The organism is Bradyrhizobium sp. CCH5-F6 (assembly GCF_001556045.1).
GTDB lineage: Bacteria > Pseudomonadota > Alphaproteobacteria > Rhizobiales > Xanthobacteraceae > Bradyrhizobium.
Genome location: NZ_LSIC01000007.1, coordinates 1 through 13152, shown reverse-complemented (window position 1 = coordinate 13152; position 13152 = coordinate 1). Strand labels below are relative to the sequence as shown.

10 protein-coding genes are annotated in these 13152 nt (G+C 59.5%); 3 read left to right on the top strand and 7 right to left on the bottom strand.

The features are described from left to right. Positions 1-16: 16 nt before the first annotated feature. The 6 genes from AX729_RS00570 to rfbC form a co-directional block, all read right to left on the bottom strand. Positions 17-1915 carry a peptidase domain-containing ABC transporter gene (locus AX729_RS00570; protein ID WP_245324997.1) on the bottom strand — a complete coding sequence of 633 codons (1899 nt, stop codon included), beginning with the start codon at positions 1913-1915 and terminating at the stop codon, positions 17-19. After that, a complete protein-coding gene (locus tag AX729_RS00565; protein WP_061019955.1) occupies positions 1893-2213 on the bottom strand; it encodes a hypothetical protein in 321 nt (106 codons plus the stop codon). The genes AX729_RS00570 and AX729_RS00565 overlap by 23 nt, the downstream gene beginning before the upstream one ends. A 187-nt stretch (positions 2214-2400) precedes the next feature. Beyond that, positions 2401-3288 (bottom strand): glucose-1-phosphate thymidylyltransferase RfbA, encoded by an 888-nt coding sequence (rfbA, locus tag AX729_RS00560; protein ID WP_061019954.1) that lies wholly within the window; start codon positions 3286-3288, stop codon positions 2401-2403. Next, positions 3197-4183, bottom strand: coding sequence for a dTDP-4-dehydrorhamnose reductase (rfbD, locus tag AX729_RS00555; RefSeq protein WP_061019958.1), 987 nt, complete (start codon positions 4181-4183; stop codon positions 3197-3199). The genes rfbA and rfbD overlap by 92 nt, the downstream gene beginning before the upstream one ends. A 7-nt stretch (positions 4184-4190) precedes the next feature. Next, on the bottom strand, positions 4191-5249 hold the full coding sequence (rfbB, locus tag AX729_RS00550; RefSeq protein WP_061019953.1) for a dTDP-glucose 4,6-dehydratase: 1059 nt from the start codon (positions 5247-5249) through the stop codon (positions 4191-4193). Between the two features lie 13 nt (positions 5250-5262). Continuing rightward, positions 5263-5820 carry a dTDP-4-dehydrorhamnose 3,5-epimerase gene (gene rfbC, locus AX729_RS00545; protein WP_061019952.1) on the bottom strand — a complete coding sequence of 186 codons (558 nt, stop codon included), beginning with the start codon at positions 5818-5820 and terminating at the stop codon, positions 5263-5265. A 352-nt stretch (positions 5821-6172) separates the two neighbouring features. Here rfbC and AX729_RS00540 point away from each other — a divergent pair, with 352 nt between their 5' ends. The 3 genes from AX729_RS00540 to AX729_RS00530 all read left to right on the top strand — a co-directional run bounded on the left by AX729_RS00540 (position 6173) and on the right by AX729_RS00530 (position 12183). After that, positions 6173-8515 (top strand): AAA family ATPase, encoded by a 2343-nt coding sequence (locus AX729_RS00540; protein WP_061019957.1) that lies wholly within the window; start codon positions 6173-6175, stop codon positions 8513-8515. Between the two features lie 75 nt (positions 8516-8590). Next, positions 8591-10582, top strand: coding sequence for a hypothetical protein (locus AX729_RS00535; protein ID WP_061019951.1), 1992 nt, complete (start codon positions 8591-8593; stop codon positions 10580-10582). 131 nt (positions 10583-10713) lie between these two features. Beyond that, on the top strand, positions 10714-12183 hold the full coding sequence (locus AX729_RS00530) for an exopolysaccharide biosynthesis polyprenyl glycosylphosphotransferase (protein ID WP_061019950.1): 1470 nt from the start codon (positions 10714-10716) through the stop codon (positions 12181-12183). A 65-nt stretch (positions 12184-12248) separates the two neighbouring features. Here AX729_RS00530 and AX729_RS00525 read toward each other — a convergent pair whose 3' ends face one another. After that, positions 12249-12617 carry an H-NS histone family protein gene (locus AX729_RS00525; RefSeq protein WP_061019956.1) on the bottom strand — a complete coding sequence of 123 codons (369 nt, stop codon included), beginning with the start codon at positions 12615-12617 and terminating at the stop codon, positions 12249-12251. Positions 12618-13152: the final 535 nt, after the last annotated feature.

Here is a 13152-nt window from a genome sequence, read left to right as displayed (position 1 = left end):
GGAATGGTGGGCGAGATCATCTCGGAATGCTGGGCGACATCGAGCGGAATCCGCAGGGCAGCCGCTCGATGAACTCGTCGGCGCCCGCAAGCTGCGCCGCCGCGACGATCTCGGCAAAGGTCGCGTCACGTTTCACGCAGGCGATATTGTCGCGAACCGTTCCGCGAAACAGGAAATTATCCTGCAGGACGATTCCAAGGTTTCGGCGCAGATGCGCCAAGTCGAGCTCCCTCGAATCATATCCGTCGATGCGCAGCAGCCCCTGCTGCACCGGATACATGCCCGAAATCAGCCTCGTGAGCGTCGTCTTGCCGGAGCCGCTCCTGCCCACGATCCCGAAGATCGAACCTGGCTCGATGGTGAAGGAGACGTCATCAAGCGCCGGCGAGCCTTCAGCTCCGTAGCGAAAGGAAACGCTCTCGAACTCGATCTTCCCCGCGAAATCTGGTCGCAGCCCGTCTTTCCTGCCGTCACGCTCGGGCGTCTGACTCATCACCTCACCGAGCATCTTCACGGCAAGAGCGACTTCCTGATACTCATGCACCATGGTCACGAGCTGGACCAGCGGTCCGGAGACTCTTCCGGCCAGCATATTGAAGGCGACCAATGCGCCGATTGTCATTTCTCCGGCAAAGACATCGAGCGCTCCGACGGCGATGATCCCAAGCGTCATGATCTTCTCGAGAAATCCCGTGAGTGCCTGGGCCCCTGCGGAAATCTTCTCGACGCCAAATCGCATGGTCACCGACTGCGCACAGCGGGTATCCCAGATCCTGCCCTGCAGCGGCTCCATGCCCAGCGACTTCACGGTGCGCATACCGTGAACCGTCTCAACCAGGAGCGCCTGCCGCGCACCTTCCGCCTGGTAAAGATCGTAAAGACGTCGCCGGAACGGGCCCATCAGGAGGCCGACGACAGCCGCACTCGCGGCCGTGAACGCCAGAACCATAAGGGTCAATTTGACGCTGTAGAGCGCAAGTACCGGCAGGAAGACGAACAACGAAAGCGCGTCCAGGGTGGTCAAGAACAGCCGCCCGGTCAGAAACTCACGAATCCGCGCCGCTTGCTGCATGTGCTTGACCAGCACGCCTGCGGCCATATGCTCGAAAAACGTGACGGGCAGACCGAGGAGATGACCAAACGTCTTTGTAGCAACGCGAATGTCGACCTTGTTGGTCGCATAAAGCAGCAGGTAACGCCGCAGAAAGCCGAACAAGGCGTCAAAGACGAGCGCTACGGCCGCCCCTGCCGCGAGCACGTAGAGCGTGGTGAAGCTCTCGTGAACCAGGACTTTGTCGATGACGAGCTGAAAGAAGATCGGGATAACCAGGCCCAACGCATAGAGCAGGACAGCAGCGATCGCCACGTCCCTGAAGAGCCGCCATTGGCGAAGCAGTTCCGGTACGAACCACCGGAGGCCGAAACTTCTCTGGTCATCCTTCGTCGACTGCTCGCGCTTGATCAGGACCGTCTCACCAGCCCATTGAGCGCAAAATCGGTCCCGCTCGACAACCAGGACCTCGTCCTTGCGGTCAGCAAGCGGGTCGAAGACGCTGACGCTCTCGGTGCCATCGGCTCCCAGTCCCGGACCAAGAACGACGATCCAGTTGCCATTGGCGAGCTGAGCCAGCGCCGGATAGGCTTCTCCAAGACGAACCAGGGCGCCCCAATCCAGCTTCATGTTTCTCGCGCGCAGGCCGGCATCATTTGCCATGCGCAACAGGAGATTCAACGAGAGCGGGCCGGCTATGGCGTAGGCGTGCTTCAAGCGCTCGACCGGCAGATCGATGCCATGATGGCCGGAAATCCTGGACAAGCATTCCAGTGCCGTCTGCGCCGCCAATCCGGACGCGTCCGTGGCCCGGTCGTCCGCACCATCAACGGCGTCGATTTCAGCGGAAGTTTGAAGAGACATTTAGAGACCGTGTGTTCGGCGCGAGCGCATCGCGCAACCCCGACCCAGCGCTGTGCGATTCAGCCGGCTGCTGCCGCCGGATCGCGCCTGCGTCAACCAGGCCCTGAAGCGCCTTCTGCATCACATCGACCGAATTGGCGAAGGATTCGACCGAGAAGATCAGGCGCTGAGAGAACACTCGTTTGGGGGCGTTGTTGGCGTCACGCTCGGTCGGTGAAAGACTGACCAGATCGACGCGGACGATGCTTCCGCTGACGGTGATTTCCTCGATTCCATCGGTATAGAGTTCGGCGTGCATCCTAGGTCTCCTGTTCCGCTAGCTGCGATGGATGGTCCGAGCCTGCCCAAGTTGCCCGCCGAAGTGGCTCGCCTTTTGATCCAGCATGGCCATTCCGATTAAATACATCTTCAATATATATATTAAATCATTTTAAATAAACGGTCAAATATACATCGATGAGAATTCCAGGATCATCCGAGCAACGCTACCGCGAGGCAAATTGCGGAAGCGCTGTGATTTCGTTCAGATATTTGCCGTAGCCGCTCTTCTCCAGCGGTTGGGCCAGCGCAACAAGTTGATCACGATCGATGAAGCCGAGCCTGAAGGCGACCTCCTCGAGGCAGGCGATCTTCATTCCCTGCCGCTTTTCCAGAGTCTGCACGAACGTCCCTGCATCGATGAGAGACTCGACCGTGCCGGTATCCAGCCAGGCAAACCCCCGCCCCATGCGCTCGACGTGAAGCGCATTCGCCGAAAGGTAACGCATCTGGAGATCGGTAATCTCGAGCTCGCCGCGCGGCGATGGCTCGACGCGACGAGCGTGGCGGACCACGCGATTGTCGAAAAAATACAAGCCCGTAATTGCCCAGTTCGACGCTGGCCGTTTGGGTTTCTCCTCGATCGATACCGGACGATCCGCCTCGTCGAACGCGACCACGCCATATCGTTCTGGATCTCGCACGTGATAGGCAAAGACCGTTGCGCCTTCCTCGCGCCCTGCCGCCCTGGCAAGCAACTCGCTCAGGCCATCGCCGAAGAAAATATTGTCCCCGAGCACCATCGCCACCCGATCGTTTCCGATGAAATCGGCACCAACGATGAAGGCGTCCGCGAGACCGGCGGGGCGGGTTTGCTCCGCGTAGCTCAGTCGAATGCCCCATTGGCTGCCGTCGCCCAGCAAGCGCTCGAACTGGCACCGGTCCGAAGGCGTGGTAATGATCAGAATCTCGCGAATCCCCGCCAACATCAGCGTCGACAAGGGATAATAGATCATCGGCTTGTCATAGATCGGGAGCAACTGTTTGCTGACCACGCGCGTGATCGGATAGAGGCGCGTTCCGCTGCCGCCCGCCAGCACGATTCCCTTCAGCATCGGTTTCTCCTCCGAGCAGCTGCTCCAGACAGACTTTGAGCGACTGGCGCCAGGGCGCCAGTCGAATTCCGAACACGCGTTCGGCCCTGGACGAGTCCAAGCGCGAGTTCCGAGGCCGGCGCGCAGCCGTTGGAAACTCCTCGGTCGTGATCGATTCGAGCGCCGGGATCCGGACTCCGCGACGAGAACGCTCGTAGAAGATCGCCTGCGCAAAATCGTGCCAGCTCGTTTCGCCTTGACCCGCGAGATGAAAGATGCCGGACGTGGCCCTGCGATCATCCGCTACCGACCGTTCTGCGATCCGCAGGACGGCCTCCGCGACGTCGAATGCAGAGGTCGGATTGCCATGTTGGTCGCCGACAACCCTTACGACTTGCTGCGTCTCACATAGGCGCAGCATCGTTCGAACGAAATTGGTGCCGTAGGGGCTGTAGAGCCACGAGCATCTGATCACCGTCGCGAGCGGGTGCGCGGCCAATACGGCAGCTTCGCCGGCCAGCTTGGACGCGCCATAGACGTTCAACGGTGCGGGGATGTCACTTTCGTCGTATGCATCGGGCTTCGTGCCGTCGAACACATAGTCGGTCGAGAGATGAATGAGTGGAATATTCATCTGCCAGGCGACATCGGCCAATGCTGCCGCGCCATCCCGGTTGACGCTGAACGCCTTCGCTGGTTCAGATTCGGCCCGATCGACCGCAGTATACGCGGCCGCGTTGATGATTGCGGAGGGCGCGATTGACGCGATGAGCTTGTCGATGCCATCGCGGCTCTCCAGATCGAGCTCTGGGCGCCCGAGGGACACCGCAGGCAGACCGCGCATTGCAGCCAGTTCACGCAGGCACTTTGCCACTTGACCATTGCGTCCGGCAATCAGGATGGGGCGATCTGTCATCTTCACCTCAGTGTTGGGAGGCCAGGAGACCGAGACGCGCGCCATCATAGACACCGCGGCGAGTGCGCTCCCACCATGCGCGATTCTCGAGATACCATCCGACCGTTTGGGCCAACCCCTGTTCGAAGGTCCTCGTCGGTTCCCAGCCCAGTTCACGACGCGCCTTCGAGGCATCGATTGCGTAGCGCGCATCATGTCCCGGACGATCCGGCACGAACGTGATGAGAGATCGTCTCGCTGCGGCGCATGGAGATAATCGATCCAGCACGTCACAAACCCAGGTGACGACCTCCAGGTTGGAGCGCTCGGCATCTCCGCCGAAATTGTACTTCTCGCCCGGTTTGCCTTCGTGCAGCAATCTTATCAGTCCGGCGGCATGATCATCGACATGGAGCCAGTCGCGAATATTCCTGCCGTCGCCGTAGACCGGTAGAGGCTTGCGGTCGATCGCATTGAGGATCGTCAGCGGGATGAGCTTTTCCGGGAATTGGTATGGCCCGTAATTGTTCGAGCAGTTCGACACGATGACGGGCAAACCGTAGGTTCGAAACCATGCAAGTGCGAGGTGGTCCGATGCGGCCTTGCTCGCCGAATACGGCGAGCTCGGCCGGTAGGGCGTGTCCTCGCGAAAAAAATCGTCCTGTCCCAATGAACCGTAAACTTCGTCCGTCGACACGTGGACGAAGCGGAACCTCTTCCGCCTCGGAAGGGACAGTCCTTCGTAGTAGGTCCTGGCAGCCTCCAACAGCGTGTAGGTGCCAACTATATTGGTGTTGACGAAGGCGCCGGGCCCGTTGATCGAGCGGTCGACGTGGCTTTCGGCGGCCAGATGTATGACCGCATCCGGCTCATAGTCGGCAAACGCGACATCCATGACCTCGCGATCGCAGATGTCGGATTGCAGGAACGCATAGGGCTCCAGTCTCTCGACGCTCGCCAGCGACGCCAGATTGGCTGCGTATGTCAACTTGTCGACGTTGAGCACCGCGGCGCCAGTCTGCAGCACCAAGCGACGACACACCGCAGATCCGATAAAGCCCGCTCCGCCGGTCACCAGGATACGCATCTACTCGTCTCCACTAGTCGAAAACGCAACCAAGCTGGTTGAGCGCGGGAAGGAGTTGGTCCTTCGGCGACAACCGAGCCTCTGAAGGCGTCACGGGCCACTTGATCTCTAGCGCTGGATCAGCCCAATGGATGCCGCCGTCATGGCTCGGGGCATAGACCTGATCCACCTTGTACAGGACCACCGTCTTGGGTTGCAGTGTACAGAAGCCATGGGCGAAGCCCTTCGGAATGAACACCTGCTCACCGCTTTCGCCGTCCAACTGGATGGCGATGTGCTTGCCGAAGCTGGGCGAAGAACGCCGCAGATCCACTGCGATGTCGAGAATGGCGCCGCTCAACACCCGTATCAGCTTCGCCTGCGCAAAAGGCGGTCGCTGGAAATGCAAGCCGCGCACCGTGCCGATAAGATCCGAGCTGGACTGATTATCCTGAACGAAGTCATGGAGAATTCCCTTCTCCGCAAACGCCGACCGCTGGAAGGTCTCGGAGAAGTAGCCGCGGGCATCGGAAAAGCGGTCCGTGCGAATGACTTTGACATCAGGGATCGCCAAGGATCGCAATTCCAGCATTGGATACTCTCTTGTCCACTAAATACAGACCGGACTTCGATAAGGCGGCCAAAATACGAATTGATTAATCTCTCGTCTCTGCCGAACGAGCCCTAAAACACCCTCATTACCTACAACGAGACTCGGAGCATCGGGCTCAACCTACTGGAATTATTACATTTTATGCAAAACACGCTCCCGATCCGATCGCCGGGTTACTGTTTTCACCTTGGCAGAATTAATATAGGACTTATTTAATTTGGCAAGAAGATTTTTATAATGTATATAATCACCCGCTGCTCGATCGGCCCGCTCGAACGCTGGCTTGTGAGCAGGCGGCCGCAACGTGACCCACCGTCGGGACAGGTACGTGATGCTCCAGAACAATCTCAAAGACACGGATAGACTACGGCTGCCGGTGAACTTGGCCCAGCCCACCCAGACGGACGGCGGCGGGATCACCGACATCATCCACGTCGGGATCGGGATCGCACGTCGTCAGTATCTCGTCATCCTCGTCACTGCCGCGCTCGTCATTGCAGCCAGCCTGATCTATCTCCGGGTGGCGTCTCCGACCTACACGGCGCAGGTTCAGATCCTGCTGGCCAATCCGAGGGCCCAATTCGTCCAGCAGCAGTCACTCCTGGCCGAGCCGCCTTTCGATCTCAATCAGATCGAGACCCAGCTTCAACTCGTGAGATCGAGAGCCACGGCGGTTGCCGTAATCAACCAGTTGAAACTCATGGATGATCCGGACTTCACTGGGTCAGGGCTGACCTTGCAGTCGCTCTCGCAACGAATTCGGTCATGGGCTTCGATTGGATCGAAGAAAGATGCGCCGTCCGACAAGCATGTCGAACCATCGGACGCAGTCCCAGACGCCGTCGTAGATGCATTTCTGAGCCGGCTGTCCGCTTCGCGCGTGGGGTACAGCACCGTCATTGACATCAGTTTCAGCTCGAGAAGCTCAGCCCGGGCCGCGGAGATCGTCAATGCAATAGCCAACACCTATGTTGCAGATCAGCTCAATGCAAAATTCGACGCCAATCGCAGGGCAACGAGCTGGCTGCAGGACAGGCTGGGCGATCTCGGGGACCAGGCCCTCGCGGCACAACGTGCCGTCGACGTCTACAAGACCCAGAACAATATCGTCTCTTTGGATGGAAAGCCCATCGACGAGCAGCAGATCACGGAGATCAACAATCGACTGGCTCTCTCCCGCGCCCAGACCTCCGAAGCCACGGCCAAGTTGGCTCGCTATGAAAGCCTCCTTGCCTCCGCCCCGAAGTCGTCCTCGATGGTCGATCTGGATGCCATCGGCAGCGATGGGCTGAACAGTCCGATCATTACGGGCTTACGTCAACAGTATCTGGAACTCACCCGACGCGAGGCCGAATTGGCGGCAAGGGTCGGTCGCGATCACTTGGCGGTCGTCAATGTCCGGAACCGCGCGCGGGAGTTTCGCGTCTCCATTCTCGATGAGATCAGGAGACTTGCGGAAGTCAGCCGAAGCGAATTCGAACTCGCCAAGCAGCGTCAGGAAGAAATCGAGAAGCAGCTGTCCAAGGCCGTCACGCAGTCCCGTTCAGTCAACTATGCCGAGCTGACCATCAAGGACTTGGAGAGCCGGGCAAAGGGCTTGCGTAGCTTGTACGAGACTTTCCTGCAGCGCTACATGAGCTCCGCACAGCAGGAGACATTTCCCATCTCGGAAACGCGGGTGCTTTTCCCAGCCTCGCCGCCGTCGAGCAAGAGCAAGCCAAAGACAAGGCTGGTACTGGCGCTCGGCATTGTCGGCGGCCTCGCACTCGGCATCGGCTTGGCGCTGCTCAGAGACCTCATGGACCGCGTCTTCCGTACCTCTTCACAGGTGGAAACCGTGCTGGAATTGCCCTGCCTGTCCTTGGTCCCGTTGCTACCGGCCCGCAAGACCCCGAAGCCACCGGTTCGCCTCCAGAAAACCGATGACGATGTTCAGCAACGGATAGTCTCGCCCCCGAACGCAATCCATCGGACCGTGATCGGGATGCCACTTTCCCGGTATACCGAGGCAATTCGTTCCATCAAGCTGGCGATCGACCACAACCCGGCGAAAATCTCCTCGCAGGTCATCGGTATCACCTCGGCGCTGCCCAACGAGGGAAAGACCACGATCGCCGCCTCGCTCGCGCAATTGATCGGACACACCGGAAAGAAAGTCATCATAGTCGATTGCGACCTCAGGAATCCTTCACTGTCTTCCATCCTCGCGCCCAGAGCGGCCTGCGGAATCATCGAGGTTGCAAACGGTAACCGGTCGCTAGCCGAGGCAATCTGGCGGGATCCGACGACCAATCTCGCGTTTTTACCCGCCGTGCGGCGGGGACCTTTGCTTCACACCAGCGAAATTCTGTGCGCTGACGCGATAAGCAAGCTGTTCGACCGTTTGCGGGCGGAATATGACTACGTCATCGTCGACCTTCCTCCTCTGACGCCGCTGGTCGATGTCCGAGCCACTTCATCTCTCATCGATTGTTACATCCTCGTCGTTGAATGGGGCCGGACCAAGATCGATGTCGTGCAGCACGCGCTGCATACGGCTCCTAACATCCAGGAAGCGCTGATTGGGGCAGTTCTCAGCAAAACCGATACCAAGGCGATGGCTCGGTATGACGGCCATCGCAGCTACTACTATCATGACAGTCACTACATTCGTTACGGTCTTTCCGGTTCTTGAAGCTGTCTCGTAGCGGCACGCACCTTCGCCGCCGAACGCATCAGCGGAGCGGCCGCACTACAGCATGGTGTTTACATGATTTTCCGTATCGTCATGTTGGCCGAGCTCGCGGTGATTGCCGCGGCGCTCGCAATGCCGGATAGCTTGCAGAGCTGGGTATTGGCAACCTTCGTACTTGCGACAGCGACGCTGATGGTGGCGGCTATGCCCGTCTCCCTCGGCTTCGCCAGGCTGCTTCGCCCTGGCCTCGTCGCTGTGCTTGCGGCTCCGGCACTCTGGATGGCCATGCAGGCAGTGCCGATGCCTATGGGCACACTCGGCAATCCCATCTGGGCAACTGCATCGGCGGCCTTGAACGAACCCCTCTCCGAAATCATCACAGTCGACACTCGGGCGACCATGGTCTCGCTCGCACAGTACTGCGCCGTCCTCGCTGCTGCGCTCGTTACCGCGGTGATCGCGCTTGACCGCCGCCGCGCAGCGCAGATCCTGCATATTCTGCTGTCGATAGTCACCATTGCTACGGCCATGTGGTTCGGCCAGAAAACGTCGGGTGTCGCCGGGCCCGATGGCGTAACCGTCGCAGTGCTGGGCGTGTTGCTCTCCTGCGCGACGGCAATACGCGCGATCGATCAGATACGGCGACACAGTCGGCCAGGAGCAATTGCGCCAGCCCCGCTCCCTGCACTGTTCGCCGGGATCATCGCGATGCTTGTCTGCGCAGCGGCCCTGCTATTTCGAGCCGACTCCGCCGCCATCATCGCCGCCCTCCTCGGATCAGGGCTCTTGCTGTCGGTCTTCGCTATCCGCAGGTGGTTCTTGGGCCTGTGGGGTACCGCCGGCGTTCTCGCGACCGCGGCGATCATCATCATTGGCACCGTAACGGTCATTCCGTTCAGAACGAACACCGACCCGACGATTGCCTTGTCGTCGAGCAGTCAGATCGCAACAGAACGGATGCTACAGGACGTCAGGCCGGCCGGCTCCGGTGCGGGCGCTTCGTCGATTCTCTTGCCGATCTACCGGGACGCTGGAATCGGCGCCTCGCAGGAGAGGCCAACCGCCGCCGCCGCCATCGTCATCGACATGGGATGGCCCTTTTTTTGCGGCCTCGTGGTTATTGCAATGCTGGGCGCTTGTATTCTGATCAAGCGCTCTCTTTCCCGAGCCTACGACTACATCTACCCGGCCTTGGGAGCCGGAGCTTCGATTGCACTGACGATTCTCGCCTTTGCCGACCATGGAATTCTGGGTCTTGGCGCGTCGCTCTCGGTCGCGGCGCTTTTCGGACTGGCATTCGGTCAAAGCGTCGCCTCCGCCGGCCATGACGCTCCATCCTGGGAAGCGAAAGAGGCCTCCTACCGGGCGGCCGAGCCAGTTCCTGCACCTGGCTCGAAGTTCGCGTCAGTGTTTGCCACCGTTTGGCCCCGCGTTGCCCTGGTCGTGCTCGGAATCACGCTGAACATGCAGGCACTATGGATGATCTTCCCTGAGTGGTCGCTCGGCGGCCAGTTCTCCTTGTCGTCAGCTGTGTCGACCGCAGCAGCATGGCCGAACGGGATCTCGAAGCCGGTTTCGGTCGCGGCAGCGCGTGATGGCTCGTGGATACCGAGATCCAGCGGGAATTCGGCCCAGGCTGCGGACGACCCAAAGGCGGATATTCCAGTGACTTTGAACGCGTTTGCCCATGCGTTGCGATCTTCGCCGCTCCGCGGCGACCTTTGGCTCATGCTCGCGACGGCGCCCAAACGCAATGCATCCCGGTCCAGCACGGCAGCAATGCTCAAGATGTCATACTATACCGCCCCCAATGATTGGGATCTGCTTCCGTTACGCCTGTCCGTCGCGCTCGCTGCTGATGCAGTGGTAAGGGATGCTGAATTTCGCGACTTGATCAAACGCGACGTGAGCCTCCTCGTTACGCTTCAGCCTGCGCTCAGGCCGGCGCTCGTGACCGCCTACCGGTTGGCCTCCGCTGACGGGAGGACCTATCTGGAGGATCTGATTGCGGAGCAGGATCCGGCGTATCTCGACCAAGTACGCGCGTCCCGACAGGGTTCACGATAGATCCGAGAGCCGGTGCCTTGGTGCCACAGGCGTCGTTGACCGGCGACGATAGACGCACCGAGAAGATAATTTAGCTTGAATTAATTCTATTAAATATTAATAATTAACTATTAAATGGCAGGGCCACGACGATGAATTTCGTGAACCGACATTTTCCTGATCGAGACGTCGCCGATCGCATCAGCCCTGAGCCACCGGCATCCCTGCAGCACAAATGGCCCTTCCGTTATGACGCAGTCGAATACGTCGCGCTCTGTGCCGACATTGCGATCATTCTGTTTGCGAGCGTCGTTTCTACATTGCTGTGCCGAGTTCAGAGCGGGCAAGCCGCTACGGAATTGAGTGACGCACTCGGCCTGGCGCTGGTCAGCGCAGTTTGTCTTGTCTGCCTGCTGAAGATCCATGGGCTTTATCGACCGGTTGAGCTCCTTGTCCTCCGAAACCAGATCCGCGCCGTCTGTATGGCCTGGGCGTCCTTGCTGGTCTTCATTTGGGCGGTGCACGGCTTTGAATTTCGCGCGGGGATTTCTCAGCAGGCAGCCCTGCTTTTCGCCGTCTTGAGTCTCGGTTTGCTCATGGCCGAGCGGTGGGGAGTCAAGACGCTCCTCGGAAGGGGCCTGAGCGGCAGAAAGTTCGCCAGTACGAACATTGTCGTCATCAGCGATCAACCACTGTCGAAGGGCGCCGGGTTATCCGAAACCCTGTCAATGCACGGTTACTGCGTGAAGGGACGCTTCAGCTTGCCTCCGTTTGGCTTCGGTCCTGCCAGTCGCAGGCGGCTCACGGCCCGCGTGGTTCACTACATTCGCAATTGCCAGCTCGACCAGGTGGTGTTGGAAGCTGCCCCGGAACGGTGGCCAGAACTGCGAGCTTTCATTGCCGATTTGCGGGTATTGCCGTTCCCGATCGTGTTCGTGCCGGTCGGCACAACATCCGAACTGCTTCGACATCCTGCGCGGAGTCTTGGAAGTGCCGTTTGTGTAGAGCTCCAGCGCGGTCCCCTTACGCCGCTGGAATGCGCGATCAAGCGGACGATCGATCTCGTCGGCGCGGGACTCGCCTTGGCCATACTCTCCCCCCTGCTTGCGCTAGCCGCAGCCGCGATCAAGCTGGATTCTCCCGGCCCGGTATTCTTTCGGCAACAACGCTGTGGCTTCAACGGTCGGATCTTCTCGATCCGCAAATTCCGCACCATGCACGTGCTGGAGGACGGGCCCGTGATCCTTCAAGCCAGGCGCGCCGATCGACGCGTCACTCGCGTCGGCAAATGGTTGCGCCGGACGAGTTTCGATGAACTGCCGCAATTGCTGAATGTTCTCGACGGCAGCATGTCACTGGTGGGCCCGCGTCCTCACGCCTTGGCTCATGACGGAGAATTCGACAAGCTGGTGCGAAAATACGCCTTTCGCCACCGGGTCAGGCCGGGATTGACGGGGTGGGCCCAAGTCCATGGCTGCCGCGGTCCGACGCCGACAGCGGTCATGATCGAAGCTCGTGTTCAATACGATCTCTGGTACATCGACAACTGGAGCCTTCGACTGGATCTCGCAATCCTGCTCCGTACTCCTCTCGAGGTGCTCCGAGCGCGCAACGCTTACTGACGCAGAGATTTACGGGCTACGCCGTCTCGCTGGCCGCTACAAACCTGCCAATCGAGCAAATCCAGTCAAGTGCGCTGACGAAGCTTCGAACTCGCTTCGCCAATTCGAAACTCCTCGATTCTTCGGCCAGACTTCATTGCGGCAACCAACCACCGCGGCCGCTTGCCACGCCCTGACCAGGTCTCGGACGTCTGCGGATTTCGATATTTCGGCAGCACCCGCGGATACTTGCGTCGCGGCTTGCCGGCCGGGGACGCGCCTACAACGCTCGAGTCCGCCAAAACGGCCATCCCGCCCCCGAGAGCCGCCAGGCGCTTCTCCAGCTCGTGTTTTTCCGCTTTGATCCGGTCAGACAAAATCCCGCTAATTTCCTCATGAAGCGACCAGAGATCGTCAAGGGACATTGATTCTAGTTCGAGTTTTTTTGCTGACATGCTCTCACCGTGTAGCCCGAGCCCATCTAATATTGCCCCCATTCGATGTTAATCAAGAACAGAGTGTCGAATTATCCCAAAAAATGGGGGAACCGAGTGAAACCCGAGCTCCAAATAACTGGGTCGCGGTTCCCAATCAAGACGGAAAAATGCGCTGTCCGCAGAATTTAACTGCGGACGGCGCATATCACACGTCGGAATTGCAGCCGGGAAGCCGCTCGCGCGACAGCTGGACTGCTGGGGAAGAGATCAGGCAGGCCGCTTGAACAATTTGCCACGCCGCAGTCTTGATAAGTATGCTTGGCGCGCCGGGCGGCCCTTTCGTCGTCTGGGCAGCCCCATTGCCGCATGGCCGCCGCAGAGCCGCAAACGGGAGCGGATAACCTCGATATCCCTCAGCGCACACCGTCTAAGCTCGATTTGGGCCCCCAGGGCCTGGATGTCCAACAGAGCCGCCGAGGGAACGATAAACCGGCTCATTGAATCCCGAAGACGTTCAAGAGGGCACTCTATCAAGACGACTTCTCCCTACACG

Bases quoted from the DNA above. Each gene is read 5' to 3' on its own strand.
- AX729_RS00570 (WP_245324997.1), bottom strand. From the start codon at position 1,915: ATGTCTCTTCAAACTTCCGCTGAAATCGACGCCGTTGATGGTGCGGAC.
- AX729_RS00565 (WP_061019955.1), bottom strand. From the start codon at position 2,213: ATGCACGCCGAACTCTATACCGATGGAATCGAGGAAATCACCGTCAGC.
- rfbA (WP_061019954.1), bottom strand. From the start codon at position 3,288: ATGCTGAAGGGAATCGTGCTGGCGGGCGGCAGCGGAACGCGCCTCTAT.
- rfbD (WP_061019958.1), bottom strand. From the start codon at position 4,183: ATGACAGATCGCCCCATCCTGATTGCCGGACGCAATGGTCAAGTGGCA.
- rfbB (WP_061019953.1), bottom strand. From the start codon at position 5,249: ATGCGTATCCTGGTGACCGGCGGAGCGGGCTTTATCGGATCTGCGGTG.
- rfbC (WP_061019952.1), bottom strand. From the start codon at position 5,820: ATGCTGGAATTGCGATCCTTGGCGATCCCTGATGTCAAAGTCATTCGC.
- AX729_RS00540 (WP_061019957.1), top strand. From the start codon at position 6,173: ATGCTCCAGAACAATCTCAAAGACACGGATAGACTACGGCTGCCGGTG.
- AX729_RS00535 (WP_061019951.1), top strand. From the start codon at position 8,591: ATGATTTTCCGTATCGTCATGTTGGCCGAGCTCGCGGTGATTGCCGCG.
- AX729_RS00530 (WP_061019950.1), top strand. From the start codon at position 10,714: ATGAATTTCGTGAACCGACATTTTCCTGATCGAGACGTCGCCGATCGC.
- AX729_RS00525 (WP_061019956.1), bottom strand. From the start codon at position 12,617: ATGTCAGCAAAAAAACTCGAACTAGAATCAATGTCCCTTGACGATCTC.